Source organism: Streptomyces sp. NPDC016845 (genome assembly GCF_044332585.1).
Taxonomy (GTDB): domain Bacteria; phylum Actinomycetota; class Actinomycetes; order Streptomycetales; family Streptomycetaceae; genus Streptomyces.
Map to the genome: position 1 here is coordinate 535,973 of NZ_JBIRPI010000002.1, position 18,119 is coordinate 554,091.

Below are 18,119 nucleotides of genomic sequence, written 5' to 3' on the forward strand. Positions count from 1 at the left end.
CGGACACGGCGGAAACAGCGGGCACGGCGGGCACGGCGGAAACGGCGGATACGGCGGAAACGGCGGAAACGGCAACGGCGACGGTGGTGACGGCGCGCGGGCCGCGATCAAGGTCATGGTCGTCGACGACCACCCCATGTGGCGCGACGCCGTCGCCCGTGACCTCGCGGCTGCCGGGTTCGGCGTCGTCGCCACCGCGGGCGACGGCGAACAGGCGGTGCGCCGCGCGCGGGCGGCATGCCCCGACGTCCTTGTCCTCGACCTGAACCTGCCCGCCAAGCCCGGTGTCCAGGTCTGCAAGGAACTGGTCGGCGCCGACCCCTCGCTGCGGGTCCTGGTCCTCTCCGCGAGCGGCGAGCACGCCGACGTCCTGGAGGCGGTCAAGTCCGGCGCCACCGGCTACCTGCTGAAGTCGGCCTCCACCGAGGAGCTGATCGACGCCGTGCGCCGCACCGCCGTCGGCGACCCGGTGTTCACGCCCGGCCTCGCCGGTCTCGTCCTCGGCGAGTACCGGCGCCTCGCCTCCGAGCCCGCCCCGGCGCCCGACGCCGACGAACCGAAGGCGCCCGAGCTGACCGACCGGGAGACCGAGGTGCTGCGGCTGGTCGCCAAGGGCCTCAGCTACAAGCAGATCGCCGAGCGCCTGGTCATCTCGCACCGCACCGTGCAGAACCACGTACAGAACACCCTCGGCAAGCTCCAGCTCCACAACCGGGTCGAACTCGTCCGCTACGCCATCGAACGGGGTCTGGACGACGAGTGACCCCGCGCGGGACAGTTGCTCCAACTGCTCACCGTGACAAGGGAGTTACGCGATGAGGGTCGGAGTACTGACCGGCGGCGGCGACTGCCCCGGGCTCAACGCCGTCATCCGGGGCATCGTCCGCAAGGGCGTCCAGGAGTACGGCTACGACTTCGTCGGCTTCCGGGACGGCTGGCGCGGGCCCCTCGAGAACGCCACCGTGCGGCTCGACATCCCGGCGGTCCGCGGCATCCTGCCGCGCGGCGGCACCATCCTCGGCTCCTCGCGCACCAACCCCCTCCAGGCGGAGGACGGCATCCGGCGCGTCAGGGAGACCCTCGCCGAGCAGGGGGTCGACGCGCTCATCGTGATCGGCGGCGAGGACACCCTGGGGGTCGCCGCCCGGCTCACCGACGAGTACGGCATCAAGGCCGTCGGCGTACCGAAGACCATCGACAACGACCTCTCCGCCACCGACTACACCTTCGGTTTCGACACCGCCGTCGGCATCGCCACCGAGGCGATCGACCGGCTGCACACCACCGCCGAGTCCCACATGCGCGTCCTCGTCTGCGAGGTCATGGGCCGCCACGCGGGCTGGATCGCCCTGCACTCGGGGCTCGCGGGCGGCGCCAACGTCATCCTCATCCCCGAGCAGCGCTTCGACCTCGACCAGGTCTGCGCCTGGGTGACCTCCCGCTTCACGTCGTCGTACGCGCCGATCGTGGTCGTCGCCGAAGGGGCGATGCCGCGCGACGGGGACGTGGTGCTCAAGGACGAGTCCCTCGACTCCTTCGGGCACGTGCGCCTCTCCGGCGTGGGGGAGTGGCTGGCCAAACAGATCGAGAAGCGTACGGGGAAGGAGGCGCGCACCACGGTCCTCGGGCATGTGCAGCGGGGCGGTACCCCTTCGGCCTTCGACCGGTGGCTCGCCACGCGCTTCGGGCTGCACGCGATCGAGGCGGTGCGGGACGGGGACTTCGGGAAGATGGTCGCCTTGCAGGGGACGGACATCGTGCGCGTGCCCATCGCGGAGGCGACGGCCCGCCTCAAGACGGTCGATCCGGCCCTCTACGAGGAGGTGGGCGTCTTCTTCGGCTGAGGCGAGGCGAGGCGCGGCCGAGGCAAGGGGCACAGGCTGCGGGTGCCGTGTGACGGGGGTCTACATAGACTCACGCGTATGGAGATCCTCGCATTCGGCGTGCAGTCCGACGAGAAGCCCCTCATCGAGAAGGCGTTCGAAGGCCACCACGACGTCCGCTGCCTGGACGTCTTCCTCAACGAGGACACCGCGCCCATCGCCGCCGGCTACGAGATCATCTGCACCAGCGTCAACGCGACCCTCAACCATCACGTGCTCCAGACCCTCGCCGAGGGCGGCACGCGGATGATCGCCCAGCGCTCCACGGGCTTCAACAACATCGACCTGGAGGTCGCCGAGCGGCTCGGCCTCACCGTCGCGCGGGTCTCGTACTACTCGCCGTACTCGGTGGCCGAGTTCGCCTGGACCCTCGCGATGGCCGTCAACCGGCGCATCGTCCGCGCCAGCAACCGCACCCGCGACTTCGACTTCCGCCTCGACGGGCTGCTCGGCCGCGACATGCGCGGCCGCACCGTCGGCGTCCTCGGCACCGGCAAGATCGGCGCCGCCTTCACCCGCATCGCGCACGGCTTCGGCATGAACCTGCTCGGCTGGGACGTCGCCGAGAACCCGGAGTGCGTCGAGCTCGGCATGAAGTACGTCGACAAGGACCGCCTCTTCGCCGAGGCCGACCTGATCAGCCTGCACGTCCCGCTGCTGCCCTCCACCGAGCACATCGTCGACGCCGCCGCCCTGCGGGCCATGAAGGACGACGCGATCCTGGTCAACTCCAGCCGGGGCGGCCTCGTCGACACCAAGGCCCTCGTCGCCGAGCTGCGCGAGGGCCGCTTCACCGGTGTCGGCCTCGACGTGTACGAGGCCGAGGCGGGCCTGTTCTTCCTCGACAAGTCCCTGGAGATCGTCGACGACGACACGCTGGCCCGCCTCGTCACCTTCCCGAACGTCCTGGTCACCTCGCACCAGGCGTACTACACCTCGGACGCCGTCGGCCAGATCGTCGAGACCACGGTCGACAACGTCCTGGACTACCTCGCGGGGCGCCGCTCCGAGAACGTGCTGGTCCCGGCCGAGTCCCCCTCCGTCACCAGCTGAGCCATCAGCTCCCGTACGATCCCGGCGCCGCGCAGCGACAGCACCGACTCCGGGTGGAACTGCACCCCGGCGAAGCCCGGACCCCGTACGGCGTGCACCTCGCCCGTGGCCTTGTCCCGGCTGACCTCGACGTCGTGCGCGGCCAGTTCGAGCGCCGCGTCGTCGTCGCAGCGGGCCACGAAACTGTTGTAGAAGCCGACCGTCTCCGACCGGCCGAACAGGTCGATGGCGGTCTGCGCGCCCTGGTACGGCACGTCCTTGCGGACGGTCTCCAGGCCCAGCTCGGCCGCGATCAGCTCGTGGCCGAGGCAGACGCCGAGCACGCCGTGGCGGTGCCCTGCGATCACCTCCGCCGTCAGCGACCGCAGGAACCGCATCTTCGGGTCCGCGAGGTCGGAGGGGTCGCCCGGCCCCGGGCCGAGCACGAGCGGGCCCTCGTGCGCGAGGACCGCCTCCCGCAGGCCCTCCTCGTCGTAGCGCCGCACCGTCACGTCGAGCCCCGACGAACGCAGCACGTGCGCCAGCATCGCCGTGAACGTGTCCTCGCCGTCCACCACGAGGGCGTGCCCGCTCAGCTCCCCGTCCCGCTCCTGCATCCGCAGCCAGAACGGGGCAAGGGCCGACCGGCGCCCGTCGAGCGCCGCCCGTACGCGCGGGTCGTCGGCGAGCGCGGGCCGCGCGCTCTCCTCACGCGGGCGCCCCGGCCGCACGCCGAGCGCGGCAAGCACCCCGGCCGCCTTCGCGTGCGTCTCCGCGACCTCGCCCGCCGGGTCCGAACCCCGTACGAGCGTCGCGCCGACCGGTACCCGGAGCCGGCCGCCCGCGTCGATGTCGGCCGTCCTGATCAGGATCGGGGAGTCCAGGGTCTGCGCGCCGCCGGCGTCCCGGCCGACCAGGGCGAGCGCCCCCGCGTAGTAGCCGCGCCCGCCCACCTCGTGGCGCTCGATCACCCGGCACGCGTTCTGCACCGGCGACCCGGTGACCGTCGCCGCGAACATCGTCTCCTTCAGCACCTCGCGCACGTCCAGGCTCGACCTGCCGCGCAACTCGTACTCCGTGTGCGCGAGATGCGCCATCTCCTTCAGGCGCGGGCCGACGACGACACCGCCCATGTCGCCGACGGTGCACATCATCTTCAGCTCCTCGTCGACCACCATCGACAGCTCCTCGATCTCCTTGCCGTCGGCGAGGAAGCCGAGCAGGTCGTCGGGGGTGGGGCCGGCGGCCGGGTAGCGGTACGTGCCGCTGATCGGGTTCATCACGACCGTGCCGCCGGACATCCGCACGTGGACCTCCGGGCTCGCGCCGACCAGCGTCCGTCCGCCCGCGTGGTCGCCCGTGTGCACGACGAACGTCCAGTACGCGCCCCGCTCGCCGTCGAGCAGGCGCCGGAACAGCGCGAGCGCGTCGGCCCGTGAGAACCCGGGGATGTCACCCTCGTACGTCCGCCGGATCACGAAGTTCGCGCCCTCGCCCCGGCCGATCTCGTCGTCCAGGACACGCCCGACGATCTCTGCGTATGCCGCGTCGTCGACGTCGAAGGCGCCGTCGCGGACGGTCACGTCGTGGTGAGGGAGTGCGGCGAGGGCTTCTTCCAGGGGAATCTCTCGTGTTTCCTCCGGCGTCAGCACCGTGAGCGGGGTGCCGTCGTCCCGCACGTCGAAGCCGCGCTCCCTGATCTGCCGGAACGGGACCAGGGCCAGGCCCTCCGGGATGTCCGCCAGGCGGTCGTACTCCTGGGTCGGGCCGATGAGGACCTCGACCGTGTCGTGGTCGTGGCCGGGGGCGCGCCTGCGGAGCAGTGCGAAGGGGCGGGTGTCGTCGAGCAGTTCGTCCAGTACGGACATGGGTGCTGTTCCTTCCGGTTCCGGATTCGGATCGGTTCGGAGGAACAGCCCCGTCACAAACGACTGAAGGCCGCCCCTCGGGCGGCCTTCGCGGTTCGGAAACGCGCAGTCAGTGGGCCGCCGGATATGCGGTCCACCACCAGGTGCGGGTCAGCGCTTGCGCGAACATGGGCGCAACCGTACCCGAACCCCGGCTCATGTGGGGCGGCCGGCTCTCACCTGTCTCAAAAGATGAGCGGGGGCCTGGACGCCCGTCATGACCCCGTAATGTTGTCGAGGTGACCGTGAACGCTAAGACCAGCGCCAGCGCTGGCAACACCTGGCGAAACCTGCCCGCGGCGCAGCAGCCCGAGTACCCGGATGCCGAGGCTCTGCGCGATGTGATCGCGGACCTCGAGTCGTATCCGCCGCTCGTCTTCGCGGGCGAGTGCGACCAGCTGCGCGCCCGCCTGGCGGCCGTCGCCAAGGGAGAGGCGTTCCTCCTCCAGGGCGGCGACTGTGCCGAGGCCTTCGACGGCGTCTCCGCCGATCACATCCGCAACAAGCTGAAGACGCTGCTCCAGATGGGCGCCGTGCTCACGTACGCCGCCTCGGTGCCGGTCGTGAAGGTCGGCCGCATCGCCGGCCAGTACTCCAAGCCGCGCTCCAAGCCGACCGAGACCCGCGACGGGCTCACCCTGCCGACCTACCGCGGCGACTCCGTCAACGGCTTCGAGTTCACCGAGGCCGCCCGCGTCCCCGACCCCGACCGCCTGAAGCGGATGTACCACGCGTCCGCCTCCACGCTGAACCTGGTGCGCGCCTTCACCACCGGCGGCTACGCCGACCTGCGCCAGGTCCACGCCTGGAACCAGGACTTCGTGAAGTCGTCCCCGTCGGGCCAGCGCTACGAGCAGCTCGCCCGCGAGATCGACAACGCGCTGAACTTCATGCGCGCCTGCGGCACCGACCCGGCCGAGTTCCAGACCGTCGAGTTCTACGCCTCCCACGAGGCGCTGCTCCTCGACTACGAGTCGGCCCTGACCCGTGTCGACTCGCGCACCGGCAACCTCTACGACGTCTCGGGCCACATGGTCTGGATCGGCGAGCGCACCCGGCAGCTCGACGGCGCCCACATCGAGTTCGCCTCCAAGATCCGCAACCCCATCGGGATCAAGCTCGGCCCGACGACCACGGCCGAGGAGGCGCTCCAGTACATCGAGCGCCTCGACCCCGACCGCGAGCCCGGCCGGCTCACCTTCATCGTCCGCATGGGCGCCGACAAGGTCCGCGACAAGCTGCCCGAGCTGGTCGAGAAGGTCACCGCCTCCGGCGCCACCGTCGCCTGGGTCACCGACCCCATGCACGGCAACACCTTCGAGGCCGCCTCCGGGCACAAGACGCGCCGCTTCGACGACGTGCTCGACGAGGTCAAGGGCTTCTTCGAGGTCCACAAGGAGCTCGGCACGCACCCGGGCGGCATCCACGTCGAGCTCACCGGTGACGACGTCACCGAGTGCGTCGGCGGCGGCGACGAGATCTTCGTCGATGATTTGCACCAGCGATACGAGACGGCCTGTGACCCGCGGCTTAACCGTAGCCAGTCACTGGACCTCGCGTTCCTCGTCGCCGAGATGTACCGCGATCAGTGAGCACGCTTCGTTGCGTCGAGTAGGACTGAAAGCGCCGTGGGGCGCGGATCACAAGGATCCGCGCCCCACGGCGCTTTTGCGCTTCCGGTCGGACGGGTAAGGTTAGGTTTGCCTCACCGATCAGTCGGGGCGGCGATGCCTGTGAACCCGACCGGGAGGTGAGCCCGCGTGTACGTCTGCAACTGCTTCGGAGTTACCGAGGACCAGGTCAAGCAGCATGCCGCGGGTGGTGCCTGCACCCCGCGGCAGATCGCCTCGGCCTGCAAGGCCGGGACCGACTGCGGGTCGTGCGTGCGGCGGATCCAGGCATTGCTCGGGCGCGGAGGGTGTGCGCCGCGGCGGAGTGACTCCGTCGAGCCCGTCGGGACGGTCGCGGTCGAGGACGAGGCTCTGGCCGCCTAGCTGTCCGGTTGTTCGATCTGCTGAGCCAGGTAGAGCGCCTCGCCCAACTTCTCGATCAGCTCCAGCTGCGTGTCCAGATAGTCGATGTGGTGCTCCTCGTCCTCCAGGATCTCCTCGAAGATCCGGGCTGATGTCACATCGCCCTTCGCGCGCATCACGTCGATGCCCCGGCGCAGGCGGTCGATCGCCTCCACCTCCACCTGGCGGTCCGCCTGGAACATCTCCGTGACCGTCTGGCCGACCCGGACGTGGAACAGCCGCTGGTAGTTGGGCAGGGCGTCGAGGAAGAGGATTCGTTCCGTCAGCCTGTCCGCGTGCTTCATCTCGTCGATGGACTCGGCACGGGTGTACTTCGCGAGCTTGGTCCAGCCATTGTTGTCCTGGATCCGGTAGTGGAGCCAGTACTGATTGATGGCCGTCAGCTCGCCCGTGAGCTGCTCATTGAGGAATTCGATGACCTCGGGGTCGCCCTGCATCGCAGAGGCTCCTTCCACGTGGTGGACTGGGCAAGTCCCGCGCATCCTTGCATCGGTCTCGAAAACCGTCCAGTAAGTGCATGCTTAGTACGAGTTGCCCCGAATCAATGATCCACTTCGGGCGGGTGGCGGGTGCGTGGTCACGGCCACCGCTCAGCTTCTGCCAGGATGGAGACATGGGTCAGCCGGTGGGTCGCGAGTCTGGAGGAGCAGTGCAGCCGGAGCTTCCTCCGGGGCAGCGTCTGCAGCGCGGCTGGCCGGTCACACACTACGGGCCGGTGCCCAAATTCCGGCCCGAACGGTGGGAGTTCCGCGTCTTCGGCGCCACCGCGGACGGCGACAAGCACTGCTGGAACCACGAGGAGTTCTCCGCCCTCCCGTACGCCACCGTCGTCGGTGACCTGCACTGCGTCACCAAATTCTCCATGCTCGGCGCCGAGTGGGGTGGTGTGCGCGCCGCTACGATCCTTGAGCTCGCGCCGCCGGATCCCGCCGTCACACACGTCATGGTCTGGGCCGAGTACGGGTTCAGCTCCAACCTGCGGCTTGCCGATTTCGCCGCTGAGCAGACCATTTTCGCCACGCACAAGGGCGGGGAGCTGCTCACCGCCGAGCACGGGTTTCCGCTGCGGCTCGTCGTGCCCCAGCTCTATGCGTGGAAAGGGCCGAAATGGGTGCGCGGTGTTGAGTACATGACCGCGGATCGGCGGGGGTTCTGGGAGGAGCGCGGGTACCACAACGTGGGGGATCCGTGGCGGGAGCAGCGGTACTCCTACCAGGAGGTTCCCGGGGAGGGGCCCGAGCTCTGAGCCCGGGCCACGGTGCTGTGTCCGTCCGCTCTCAACCGCGGAGTGCCTTCAGGCACGCTATGTCCGCCGCGTTCGTCTCCTTGCCGCCCGGCGTCTCCACGATCAGCGGGATGTCCTCCGTCGCCGCGTGGGTCATCAGCTCGCGGAACGGGTCCGCTCCGATGTGGCCCGCGCCGATGTTCTCGTGACGGTCCTTGTGGGCGCCCACGACGTCCTTCGAGTCGTTGGCGTGGATCAGCTTGAGGCGGCCCTCGCCGATCGTGTCCACGAGGAGGTCCAGGGTCTGCTTCATGCCGCCCGGGCCCGCGAGGTCGTGGCCCGCCGCGTAGATGTGGCACGTGTCCAGGCAGACGCCCAGCTTGGGGTGGTGGTCGAGGGCGTCGAAGTACGGGCCGAAGTCCCACGTGCGGGCGCAGAGCGACGCGCCCTGGCCCGCGGTCGACTCCAGGAGCAGGAACGGGTCGTCCTCGTGGGTCAGCTCCTCCAGGAGCGGGAGCAGGTGCGCGCGGACCTGGGCCAGCGCCACCGACCTGTCGCGGCCGCCTGTCGCCGAGCCCGTGTGCACCACTACGCCCAGGGCGCCGATGTCCCGGGCACGGCGCAACGAGTGCCGCATCGACAGGACGCTCTTCTCGACCGTGGCCTCGGTGTGCGAGCCGAAATTGATCAGGTACGGGGCGTGGACGTAGGCCGGGATGCCGTCGGCGGCGCAGCGGGCGCGGAACGCCTCGTCCTGCTTGGGGTTGCCGGGGGGAGTGGCCCAGCCGCGCGGGTTGGCCACGAAGACCTGGACGGTCTCGGCCTCGACTTCCTCGGCGTACTGGAGGCCTACGGTGGCCAGGCCGCCGGCGACCGGGACGTGGCCGCCGATGGGGTTGCGGGGTCTGCGGGTGTTCACCCTGTCCAGGGTGTCATGGGTTCGGGGGTGCGGGGCCCGGGGGCGGGTGGTGCGGGTCTCGCGTGAAGGGAGGGGGGCCGTCTTCGGCTTGTCGGCGGCCATCCGTTTCGATCCGACAGGTGTGTCTGTGGGTACGGGGCCGCTCGGGGTATGTCCGTGCTCGCCATCTTGATGGCCTCGCCGGCTGCTTCGGGGCTGTCACCGCGGCTACTGTGCTCCGCTCCGCGCGGACATACCCCGATCGTCCCCTCCCGTCTCGTACACGGCTGACGGTCGTGGTTTCCCAGAAGGGCGCGGTCGTTCTTCAGCGGATCGTGATCTTGATGGTCGAGCCCTTCGGGGCCTTGTCGCCCGGGTCCACCGACTGGTTCTTCACCGTGTCGCCGAACAGGCCCAGGAGGCCGCGGTCCTCGTCCACCTCGAAGCCCACGCTCTCCAGGGTGTCGTGGGCCTCGTCCACGCTCATGCCCTCGACGTCGGGGACCTCGATCAGCGGGGGACCCTTGGAGATCGTCAGGGTCACCGTGTCGCCCTCGGAGAGCCGGCCGTCCTTCGGGGACTGGCGGGCCACGTCGCCCTTGTCCTCGTCCGACGTGACGCGGGTCGTGGCGATCTCCGCCTCGAGGCCCTCTTCCTCCAGCTCCGCCACGGCGTCCTCCTCGGACTCGCCCGTGACGTCCGGGACGTCCACGGGAGCGCCCTTGGAGACGATCAGGGCCACCGCGGAGCCCGAGACGCGGGTTGTGCCGGCCCCGGGGTCCGTGCTGATCACTGAGCCCTTGGCGATGTCCTCGCTGAACTCCTTGGTGACCATGCCCGGTTTCAGGCCGCGCTGTTCGAGGTCGCTCTTCGCCGTGGCGAGGCGGGTGCCCTCCAGGTCGGGGACGTTCACGGTCTTGGGGCCCTTGGACACGGTGAGGTTCACCGTGCCGTCGTCGCGGATACGGGCCTTCGCCTCCGGGTCCGTGCCCATCACGGTGCCGCGCTTGTACGCGTCGCTGTATTCGTAGGAGACCTTGCCGCCCGGGCGGAGGCCCGCCTCGTCCAGGCGCTTCTTCGCCTCGGCCTCTGTCTTGGCCAGCAGCGGGGGGACCTCGGTGAACTGGCCCGAGTTGATGTACCAGACGCCCGCGCCGATGCCGAGGACCAGGAGCAGCGCGGCGATGATCGCGAACTGTGCGCGGCGTGGTTTGCCGGACCTGGGGGCCGGGGGTGGCGGGGGCGGTGACTGCAGGCGGCTCGTCCGGTTCTCCGGCGGCGGCTGTACTGCGAGGGGGAGCACGCTCGTGCGGTCCTGCGCGCCCGCGTGCTGTGCCTCGTGCGCCTGCGGGGGCGCCGTGTCCAGCTCGGTCTCGGACAGTGCGGCGCGGGCGGTCCTCGCGTGCGCCAGCAGGTCCACGGCGTCCTGAGGCCTGACCCGCGGGTCGCGCGCCGTGGCCGTCGCCACCAGCGTGTCCAGGGCGGCGGGCAGGCCGGGGACGGCTATGGAGGGGGCGGGGACGTCCTCGTTCAGGTGCTTGTAGAGGACCTGGGCCGGGGTGTCGCCGCTGTGCGGTTTGGCGCCCGTCAGCATCTCGTAGAGGACCACGCCGCATGCGTAGACGTCCACGCCCGGTGTCGCCGTGCCGTCCTCGATCTGCTCGGGGGCGAGGTAGGAGACCGTGCCCAGGAGTGTGCCGGTCGTGTTCGTGACCGTGTCCACCGCGCGGACCAGGCCGAAGTCCGCCACCTTCACCCGGCCGTCGTCCCCTATGAGGATGTTCTCCGGCTTCATGTCCCGGTGCACGAAGCCCGCGCGGTGCGCCGCCCCGAGCGCGGCGAGCACCGGCTCCAGGATGTCCAGCGCCGCGCGGGGGCGCAGGGCGCCGCGGTCGCGCAGCACGTCACGGAGCGTGCAGCCCGCGATGTACTCCATCGCCAGGTAGACGTACGCGCCCTCGGCGCCCTGGTCGAAGACGCCCACGACGTTCGGGTGCGCCAGGCGGGCCACCGACTTGGCCTCGCGGATGAAGCGCTCCACGAAGGTCGCGTCCGTGGCCAGGGCGGGGTGCATCACCTTGAGCGCGAGCACGCGGTCCAGACGGGTGTCCACGGCCCGGTAGACCGTGGCCATCCCGCCGACCGCGATCCGTGCGTCGATGCGGTACCGGCCGTCGAGCACATGCCCGAGCAACGGGTCCTGAAGGGTCGTGTCCACGCAGGCGAGTGTACGAGGAGTGACTGACAGGGCCCGGTCCCGCTGCGGGACCGGGCCCGTACTGCAGCAGAGCTGTGACCGTCTCAGAAGGCCGGACGCTCCGGGTCCAGGCGGGCCCGGCCCTCGGTGGGCGAGGAGGCTTCGGCGAAGTGGCGCCTGGGGATGCGGCCCGCCCGGTACGCCAGCCGGCCCGCCTCCACCGCGTGCCGCATGCCCTCGGCCATGAGCACCGGCTCCTGGGCGCGGGTCACCGCCGAGGCGAGCATCACCCCCGCGCAGCCCAGCTCCATGGCGAGCGCCACGTCGGAGGCCGTGCCCGCGCCCGCGTCCAGGATCACCGGCACGCGCGCGTGCTCGACGATCAGCTCGAAGTTGTGCGGGTTGCGGATGCCGAGGCCCGAGCCGATGGGGGAGCCGAGCGGCATGATCGCCGCGCAGCCCACGTCCTCCAGCCTGCGCGCCAGGACCGGGTCGTCGTTCGTGTACGGGAGGACCGTGAAACCGTCGTCCACCAGGGTTTCCGCGGCTTCCAGCGTCTCTATCGGATCGGGGAGGAGGGTTCGTTCGTCCGCGATCACTTCCAGTTTGACCAGGCTTGTGCCCAGGGCTTCGCGCGCCAGGCGGGCCGTCAGAGCCGCCTCGCCCGCTGTGTAGCAGCCCGCTGTGTTCGGCAGGATCTGGATGTTCAGGTTCCTGAGGACCGAGAGGACCGAGTTGTGCGCTGTCGCGCTCACGCGGCGCATCGCCACTGTGGTCAGTTCCGTGCCCGACGCCGTCAGCGCGCGTTCCAGGATGTCCAGGCTCGGGGCGCCTCCTGTGCCCATGATCAGGCGGGAGGAGTAGGTGGTGTCTCCGATGACGAAAGCGTCGTCCGCCATGTCAGCCTCCTTGCACTGCGGAGAGGACCTCTACGCGGTCGCCCTCGTTCAGTTCTGTCGCCGGCCACTGGGTGCGCGGTACGACCGTCTCGTTCAGGGCGGCGGCCACGCCGGAGTGTGCGGTGGTGAGCGTCGCCACGAGCGCCGCCAGGGTGGTTCCGGCCGCTATCGCTTGCGGCTCGCCGTTGAGGGACACGTTCATGCGGGCTGCTCCGAGGGGGCCGGGGCGGGGGCGGGCGCCGCCGGGAAACGGTCCGGGGCGAAGGGGCTCGCCTCCGGCGGGAGCTCACCCGTCGTCAGGGCGTGCGCCATCACGTCGCCCGTGATCGGGGTCAGCAGTACGCCGTTGCGGTAGTGGCCCGTCGCCAGGAGCAGGCCGGGCAAGGTGGTGGGGCCCAGGAGCGGGGCGTTGTCCGGGGAGCCGGGGCGCAGGCCCGCGCAGGTCTCCGTCAGCGGCAGTTCCGTGATGCCGGGAACCAGCTCGTGGGCGTCGCGGAGGAGTTCGTAGACGCCGCCCGCCGTGACCGTCGTGTCCCAGCCGAGCTCCTCGCTGGTGGCGCCCACGACCAGTTCGCCGTTGACCCTCGGCACCAGGTACAGGTGGTTGCCGCGGACCACCGCGCGGATCGTGCGGCTGAGGAACGGCGCGTACCGCGGCGGCACCGTCAGGCGCAGGACCTGGCCCTTCACCGGGCGGACCGGCGGGCGTACCTCCTCCGGGACGCCGGGCAGCGAGGCGCTGTGGCTGCCGGTCGCCAGCACGGTCCGGTCGGCTGCCAGGGCGGTGCCGTCCGTCAGTGTCACGCCTCGCGCTCTGTCACGGATCACTGAGAGGCGTTCGGCCTTCTGGCGGTGGAAGGCCACGCCCGCGCGCTCGCAGGCCGTCACAAGGGCGCTCGCGAGCCTTCTCGGGTCGATCTGGTGGTCGCCGTCGACCCGCAGGCCCCCGCGCACGCCCGGCGCGAGCATCGGCTCCAGACGGCGGCACTCGCGGCCCGACAGCCACTCGGACTCCAGGCCCGACTTCAGCTGGAACGCGTGCAGTTCGCGCAGGTGCGCCCGGTCGTCCGCGTCCAGGGCGACCGCCAGGGTGCCGCACGCGCGGTAGCCGAGGTCCTGGCCGCTCGCCTCGGACAGCTCCGCCGCGAACCGCGGATAGCGGCGCGCCGACTCGACGTTCAGGGCGAGCAGCGTCTGCTCGCCGTAGTGCAGTTCGGTGACCGCGGCCAGCATCCCGGCCGCCACCCGGGCGGCCCCGCCGCCCGGTCCGGGGTCCACGACCGCGACCGACAGACCGCGCTGAGCGGCCCGCCACGCGGTGACGAGACCGATGATGCCGCCCCCGACGACCAGTACGTCGGTGGCTTCGGTGGGGATACGCGACATGGGCGTCCAGCCCCTCCCTTCGCCGGCATGACCCGGATCAGGTTCGTACGGTCGGAGGCCGCCCCAGCCTCCCTCTCAGCCCGCTGCGTACGGGCTCCCGCGAGTGCTTTACGGCGGCCACCCTAACCGGTGGGCGCGGTCCGCAGTAAGTACGGCCGCCGGTGCGGACAGCGCCTTGATCGCTAAACCAGTGACACGTGTGCAGGACGTCACGGCGCGGGAGTGGCCCGCACCGCTGACCGACGCAAGATCAGGTGCCTAAGGTGATCCGGTGAGCGAGCAACCGAGCGGCAACGGGACACCTCAGGGGCGGCGCAACGTCGTCATCGTCGGCGCGGGGATGGCCGGCGTGCAGACCGCCGTGGCCCTGCGCGAGCAGGGCTTCGCGGGCACCGTCACGCTGATCGGCGCCGAACCCCATCCGCCCTACGACCGGCCGCCGCTCTCCAAGGCCGTCCTGCTCGGCAAGGCCGACGGGTCCGCCTTCGACGTCGACTTCGCCGCTCTCGGCGTGACCGTGGAGCTCGGGCGCGAGGCCACCGGTGTGCGGCCCGGCGATCATGAGCTCGACACCGTCGACGGGCCCGTGTCCTACGACGTCCTGGTCGTCGCCACCGGTGCCGAACCCGTGCGGCTGCCCGGCGCCGACGCCGTTCCCGGTGTCCATCTGCTGCGCACCCTCGACGACGCCGAGCGGCTGCGGCCCGTCCTCGCCGAGCAGCGCGACGTGGTGGTCGTGGGCGCCGGGTGGATCGGCGCCGAGTTCGCCACCGCCGCGCGCGAGGCCGGCTGCCGTGTCACCGTCGTGGAGGCCGCCGAGCGGCCGCTGGCCGGGGCGCTGCCCGCCGAGGTCGCCGCCCCGATGACGGCCTGGTACGCCGACGCGGGCGCACAGTTGCGCACCCACGCGCGTGTGGAGCACGTCGAGCCCGGGTTCGTGACCCTGGACGACGGGACGCGGTTGCCCGCCGGGGCCGTCGTCGTCGGCATCGGCGCCCGGCCCGCCACCGGCTGGCTGGACGGTTCCGGCATCGAGCTGGGCGAGCAGCGTGAAGTCGTCGCCGACGCCGGGTTGCGCACCTCCGTGGCCGATGTCTACGCCGTCGGGGACTGCTCGTCCTTCCCCTCGGCGCGCTACGGCGAGCGGCTCCTCGTCCATCACTGGGACAACGCCCTGCAAGGGCCCCGGACCGTCGCGGCGAACATCATCGGTGAGACACCGGCCGTGTACGACCCCGTGCCCTACTTCTGGTCCGAGCAGTTCGGGCGGTTCGTGCAGTACGCGGGGCACCACCGCGCCGCCGACCGGACCGTGTGGCGCGGGGACCCGGCCGGTGCGGCCTGGTCGGTGTGCTGGCTGCGCGAAGGGGCCCTGGCCGCCGTCCTGGCCGTCGGCAAGCCCCGCGATCTCGCCCAGGGGCGCAAGCTCATCGAGGCCGGCACCGTGCTCGACCCGGAGCTGCTCGCCGACCCCGCCCGGCCGCTGAAGTCCGCCGTGGCCTGACCGCCGTACGCTTGGGAAACACCTGGTCAGCCCGGTCCGGCTTTCCGTCTGTCAGTCCGGGATGGCAGGCTTGTCCTGTGACCGAGATTGACGCAAAGACCGATGCTCTCGTCCCCGACTGGCTCACCCTTCCCGACATCGCCGAGCGGTTCGGCATCGAGGTGACGCGCGTGCGCCAGCTGGTGAAGGAGGGCCAGGTGATCGCTGTACGCCGCGGTGAGAACCGGGCGCTGCACGTGCCCGCCGCCTTCATCGACGGCGACAAGATCGTCAAGGGCCTCACCGGCACCCTGACGCTCCTGCGCGACGACGGCTTCAGCGACGAAGAGATGCTGGAGTGGCTCTTCACCCCCGACCCGACCCTGCCGGGCACGCCCGCGCAGGCCCTGAGCGAGAATCGCGGCACGGAGGTGAAGCGCCGCGCCCAGGCGCTCGCCGTCTGACCTGACAACCGTCCGGTGTGCGCGCCACGCGCGCGTGGCGCGCACACCATCGACAACCAACGGGGGATGTCCCATGGCCGACCCGCGGCGCGAACTGCTCGCCGATGCGCGGCTCTACCTGTGCACCGACGCCCGCAAGCGCCAAGGCGACCTGCCGGAGTTCCTCGACGCCGTGCTCGCGGGCGGCGTGGACATCGTGCAGCTGCGGGACAAGGGCATGGAGGCCGGTGAGGAGCTGGAGCACCTCGCGGTGTTCGCCGACGCGGCCCGCCGCCACGGCAAGCTCTTCGCGGTCAACGACCGGGCGGACGTCGCGCACGCCGGCGGCTCGGACGTCCTGCACCTCGGCCAGGGCGACCTGCCCGTCCCCGCGGCCCGCGCCCTCCTCGGCGACGACGTCCTCATAGGCCGCTCCACGCACGCCGACGCGGAGGCCGACGCGGCCGCCGTCCAGGAAGGCGTGGACTACTTCTGCACCGGCCCGTGCTGGCCGACGCCGACGAAGCCGGGCCGTCACGCGCCCGGCCTCGACCTGGTGCGCCACACCGCCGCCCTCTCCACTGACCGCCCCTGGTTCGCCATCGGCGGCATCGACCTGGGCAACCTGGACGAGGTCCTGGCGGCCGGGGCCCGTCGCGTCGTCGTCGTCCGTGCCCTCACCGAGGCCGACGACCCCGGTGCCGCCGCGGCCGAGTTCGCCAAGCGGCTGCGTTCGATATGACCCGAAGTGCCCGGCCGGGAGCGGCGCCACCGCCTGCTGTCCGGAAGGTGGACGGGGATTAGGGGCAACCGGCCTCCGTCAGTAACCTGCCCATATGGCCTTTGGCACCGCTTCCACCAGGACCGATCGAGCCCGCACCGTGCGCGACATGCTCGCGGCCGGGAAGGCGACGTACTCGTTCGAATTCTCCGCGCCGAAAACCGCGAAGGGCGAGCGCAACCTGTGGAACGCCCTGCGCAGGGTCGAGGCCGTCTCGCCCGACTTCGTCTCCGTGACGTACGGCGCCGGCGGCTCCACGCGCGCGGGCACGGTCAAGGAGACCGAGCAGATCGTCGCCGACACGACGCTGACGCCGGTCGCCCACATCACCGCCGTCGAGCACTCGATCGCCGAGCTGCGCAACATCATCGGCCAGTACGCCGACGCCGGGATCCGGAACATGCTCGCTGTGCGCGGAGACCCGCCCGGCGATCCCATGGCCGACTGGATCTCGCATCCGGAGGGGCTGACGTACGCGGCCGAGCTCGTCGAGCTGATCAAGGAGTCGGGCGACTTCTGTGTCGGCGTCGCCGCGTTTCCGGCCATGCATCCGCGCTCCGCGGACTGGGACACCGACGTACGGCACTTCGTCGACAAGTGCCGGGCGGGCGCCGACTACGCGATCACGCAGATGTTCTTCTACCCGGAGGAGTATCTGCGGCTGCGTGACCGGGTCGCCGCGGCGGGCTGTGAGACGCCCATCATTCCCGAATGCATGCCGGTCACGAGCGTGCGCATGCTCGAGCGGCTGCCCAAGCTGAGCAACGCCGACTTCCCGCCGGCCCTGAAAGAGCGCATCCTCACAGCCAAAGACGATCCAGCCGCTGTACGCTCCATTGGCATCGAGTTCGCGACGGAGTTCTGCGCGAAGCTGCTTGACGAGGGTGTCCCGGGTCTGCACTTCATTACGCTCAACAACTCCACGGCGACGCTGGAGATCTACGAAAACCTGGGCCTGCACGAACAGCAGGCCTGATGGGCCGTACCCGCGCGGGTTCACGGCCGCACGAGAGGGGCGTACATGGGCTGGGCGGTCCTCTACATCGCGTTCGGACTGGTGGCGCTCTGGCTCCTCGGTGAGGTGCTGCTGCAGTACAAGGCGCGTCTTCGCTGGCGCCTGCTGGCCTTCGGCGGCTTCCTCGGGGTCGTCCTCGGCGTCCTGCTGCCGTCGGTGCTCGTCATCGCGGCCGGCGCCATCGCCTTCGCGGTCGGTCAGACGTACGTGACGCTGTCGTTCCGCAGCGGGTTCGCGTCCGGCTGGGCCCTGAAGAACAAGCCGGGCGCGGAGGAGGGCGAAGGCGGGCGCAAGCGCCGCCGCAAGGAGCCGGTCCACCAGCACCCCCAGCCGGAGGCCCCGGACCTGGCATACGGGCAGGGGGGCCAGGAGCCCGCCGCCCAGGACCACCCGCGGCCCCCGGAGAGCCCGGCCGAGGCCACCGCGGTCTACGCCGCCACCGAGCCGATGCCCGACGACACCGGCCAGTACGGCGTCTACAGCGACGCCGCGTACGCCCAGAGCGCGCAGCACGGCCAGCACGGCCAGCAAGGCCACGAGCAGCAGAGCTACGGCTACGACACCGCGTCCTACGGCTACGACCAGCAGGGTTACGGCTACGACACCGGGCAGCAGCCCTACGCCGCGCCCTACTCCGACCCGTACATCGGCGGGCAGTCCTACCCGGCGCAGGCCCAGTACGACGACTCGTACGCCACCGGGCAGCAGCAGTACAGCGACCCGTACGCGGCGGGCGCGGGGTACGGCACGGACACGCCTCCGGGCGGCGTCTGGGTGCCGCAGCAGCGCAACACCGAGGACCAGCAGCAGAACTACGGCGGCGAGTTGCCGCCCGAGCAGTCCTACCCGGCGTACCCGCAGCACGACCCGAACACCGGGTACGACAACGGGTACAACGAGCAGCAGTACCGGTACTGACCCCGCCGTGCGCCGCGGC

18 protein-coding genes and 1 riboswitch are annotated in these 18,119 nt (G+C 71.0%); of the genes, 11 read left to right on the plus strand and 7 right to left on the minus strand.

Annotated features, from left to right (window positions below; all coding sequences use genetic code 11):
• Positions 1-115: 115 nt before the first annotated feature.
• From ACH4RC_RS08520 to ACH4RC_RS08530, 3 genes are all read left to right on the plus strand, one after another.
• The gene (locus ACH4RC_RS08520) at positions 116-763 is read left to right on the plus strand and encodes a response regulator (RefSeq protein ID WP_398197864.1); all 648 of its coding nucleotides are present in this window, start codon (positions 116-118) and stop codon (positions 761-763) included.
• Between the two features lie 52 nt (positions 764-815).
• Positions 816-1,844, plus strand: coding sequence for a 6-phosphofructokinase (locus ACH4RC_RS08525; RefSeq protein ID WP_398196996.1), 1,029 nt, complete (start codon positions 816-818; stop codon positions 1,842-1,844).
• Positions 1,845-1,922: 78 nt separating this feature from the next.
• Positions 1,923-2,936 carry a 2-hydroxyacid dehydrogenase gene (locus ACH4RC_RS08530; RefSeq protein WP_398196998.1) on the plus strand — a complete coding sequence of 338 codons (1,014 nt, stop codon included), beginning with the start codon at positions 1,923-1,925 and terminating at the stop codon, positions 2,934-2,936.
• Here ACH4RC_RS08530 and ACH4RC_RS08535 read toward each other — a convergent pair.
• Entirely contained in the window at positions 2,870-4,783 is a 1,914-nt protein-coding gene (locus ACH4RC_RS08535; RefSeq protein WP_398197001.1) for an anthranilate synthase family protein, read from the minus strand. The two genes, ACH4RC_RS08530 and ACH4RC_RS08535, sit on opposite strands and share 67 nt — an antisense overlap.
• Positions 4,784-5,061: 278 nt before the next feature.
• On the opposite strand from ACH4RC_RS08535, the gene ACH4RC_RS08540 reads away from it, so the two are divergent.
• Positions 5,062-6,414, plus strand: coding sequence for a class II 3-deoxy-7-phosphoheptulonate synthase (locus ACH4RC_RS08540; RefSeq protein WP_398197003.1), 1,353 nt, complete (start codon positions 5,062-5,064; stop codon positions 6,412-6,414).
• Positions 6,415-6,582: 168 nt separating this feature from the next.
• Positions 6,583-6,816 carry a bacterioferritin-associated ferredoxin gene (locus tag ACH4RC_RS08545; RefSeq protein ID WP_398197006.1) on the plus strand — a complete coding sequence of 78 codons (234 nt, stop codon included), beginning with the start codon at positions 6,583-6,585 and terminating at the stop codon, positions 6,814-6,816.
• Here the strand turns inward: ACH4RC_RS08545 and bfr are convergent.
• Positions 6,813-7,292 (minus strand): bacterioferritin, encoded by a 480-nt coding sequence (gene bfr / locus ACH4RC_RS08550; protein WP_398197008.1) that lies wholly within the window; start codon positions 7,290-7,292, stop codon positions 6,813-6,815. The genes ACH4RC_RS08545 and bfr overlap by 4 nt on opposite strands.
• 176 nt (positions 7,293-7,468) lie before the next feature.
• Between bfr and ACH4RC_RS08555 the strand changes: the two genes are divergently transcribed.
• A complete protein-coding gene (locus tag ACH4RC_RS08555; protein WP_398197011.1) occupies positions 7,469-8,101 on the plus strand; it encodes a sulfite oxidase-like oxidoreductase in 633 nt (210 codons plus the stop codon).
• 31 nt (positions 8,102-8,132) lie between these two features.
• On the opposite strand, the gene ACH4RC_RS08560 is transcribed toward ACH4RC_RS08555, so the two are convergent.
• The 5 genes from ACH4RC_RS08560 to thiO form a co-directional block, all read right to left on the minus strand.
• Entirely contained in the window at positions 8,133-8,999 is an 867-nt protein-coding gene (locus ACH4RC_RS08560; protein ID WP_398197014.1) for a deoxyribonuclease IV, read from the minus strand.
• Positions 9,000-9,303: 304 nt separating this feature from the next.
• Positions 9,304-11,196 (minus strand): Stk1 family PASTA domain-containing Ser/Thr kinase, encoded by a 1,893-nt coding sequence (pknB, locus tag ACH4RC_RS08565; protein ID WP_398197016.1) that lies wholly within the window; start codon positions 11,194-11,196, stop codon positions 9,304-9,306.
• 83 nt (positions 11,197-11,279) lie between these two features.
• On the minus strand, positions 11,280-12,074 hold the full coding sequence (locus ACH4RC_RS08570) for a thiazole synthase (protein WP_398197018.1): 795 nt from the start codon (positions 12,072-12,074) through the stop codon (positions 11,280-11,282).
• A 1-nt stretch (position 12,075) separates the two neighbouring features.
• Positions 12,076-12,276 (minus strand): sulfur carrier protein ThiS, encoded by a 201-nt coding sequence (gene thiS, locus ACH4RC_RS08575; RefSeq protein WP_398197020.1) that lies wholly within the window; start codon positions 12,274-12,276, stop codon positions 12,076-12,078.
• Positions 12,273-13,460: a glycine oxidase ThiO gene (gene thiO, locus ACH4RC_RS08580; protein ID WP_398197023.1), complete on the minus strand. Its 1,188-nt coding sequence runs from the start codon at positions 13,458-13,460 to the stop codon at positions 12,273-12,275. The genes thiS and thiO overlap by 4 nt, the downstream gene beginning before the upstream one ends.
• A riboswitch (TPP riboswitch) is annotated at positions 13,458-13,571 on the minus strand. (Overlaps the previous gene by 3 nt.)
• A 160-nt stretch (positions 13,572-13,731) precedes the next feature.
• Between thiO and ACH4RC_RS08585 the strand changes: the two genes are divergently transcribed.
• The 5 genes from ACH4RC_RS08585 to ACH4RC_RS08605 all read left to right on the plus strand — a co-directional run bounded on the left by ACH4RC_RS08585 (position 13,732) and on the right by ACH4RC_RS08605 (position 18,100).
• A complete protein-coding gene (locus tag ACH4RC_RS08585; protein ID WP_398197026.1) occupies positions 13,732-14,964 on the plus strand; it encodes an NAD(P)/FAD-dependent oxidoreductase in 1,233 nt (410 codons plus the stop codon).
• 77 nt (positions 14,965-15,041) lie between these two features.
• Positions 15,042-15,407, plus strand: coding sequence for an Rv2175c family DNA-binding protein (locus tag ACH4RC_RS08590; protein WP_398197028.1), 366 nt, complete (start codon positions 15,042-15,044; stop codon positions 15,405-15,407).
• Positions 15,408-15,480: 73 nt separating this feature from the next.
• The gene (gene thiE, locus ACH4RC_RS08595; protein ID WP_398197031.1) at positions 15,481-16,128 is read left to right on the plus strand and encodes a thiamine phosphate synthase; all 648 of its coding nucleotides are present in this window, start codon (positions 15,481-15,483) and stop codon (positions 16,126-16,128) included.
• 94 nt (positions 16,129-16,222) lie between these two features.
• The gene (gene metF / locus ACH4RC_RS08600) at positions 16,223-17,143 is read left to right on the plus strand and encodes a methylenetetrahydrofolate reductase [NAD(P)H] (protein ID WP_398197033.1); all 921 of its coding nucleotides are present in this window, start codon (positions 16,223-16,225) and stop codon (positions 17,141-17,143) included.
• 45 nt (positions 17,144-17,188) lie between these two features.
• On the plus strand, positions 17,189-18,100 hold the full coding sequence (locus ACH4RC_RS08605; RefSeq protein WP_398197036.1) for a hypothetical protein: 912 nt from the start codon (positions 17,189-17,191) through the stop codon (positions 18,098-18,100).
• The last annotated feature ends 19 nt before the right edge of the window (positions 18,101-18,119 follow it).

Bases quoted from the DNA above. Each gene is read 5' to 3' on its own strand.
- ACH4RC_RS08605 (WP_398197036.1), top strand. From the start codon at position 17,189: ATGGGCTGGGCGGTCCTCTACATCGCGTTCGGACTGGTGGCGCTCTGG.
- thiS (WP_398197020.1), bottom strand. From the start codon at position 12,276: ATGAACGTGTCCCTCAACGGCGAGCCGCAAGCGATAGCGGCCGGAACC.
- ACH4RC_RS08555 (WP_398197011.1), top strand. From the start codon at position 7,469: ATGGGTCAGCCGGTGGGTCGCGAGTCTGGAGGAGCAGTGCAGCCGGAG.
- thiO (WP_398197023.1), bottom strand. From the start codon at position 13,460: ATGTCGCGTATCCCCACCGAAGCCACCGACGTACTGGTCGTCGGGGGC.
- ACH4RC_RS08530 (WP_398196998.1), top strand. From the start codon at position 1,923: ATGGAGATCCTCGCATTCGGCGTGCAGTCCGACGAGAAGCCCCTCATC.
- bfr (WP_398197008.1), bottom strand. From the start codon at position 7,292: ATGCAGGGCGACCCCGAGGTCATCGAATTCCTCAATGAGCAGCTCACG.
- ACH4RC_RS08520 (WP_398197864.1), top strand. From the start codon at position 116: ATGGTCGTCGACGACCACCCCATGTGGCGCGACGCCGTCGCCCGTGAC.
- ACH4RC_RS08535 (WP_398197001.1), bottom strand. From the start codon at position 4,783: ATGTCCGTACTGGACGAACTGCTCGACGACACCCGCCCCTTCGCACTG.
- ACH4RC_RS08525 (WP_398196996.1), top strand. From the start codon at position 816: ATGAGGGTCGGAGTACTGACCGGCGGCGGCGACTGCCCCGGGCTCAAC.
- thiE (WP_398197031.1), top strand. From the start codon at position 15,481: ATGGCCGACCCGCGGCGCGAACTGCTCGCCGATGCGCGGCTCTACCTG.
- ACH4RC_RS08570 (WP_398197018.1), bottom strand. From the start codon at position 12,074: ATGGCGGACGACGCTTTCGTCATCGGAGACACCACCTACTCCTCCCGC.
- metF (WP_398197033.1), top strand. From the start codon at position 16,223: ATGGCCTTTGGCACCGCTTCCACCAGGACCGATCGAGCCCGCACCGTG.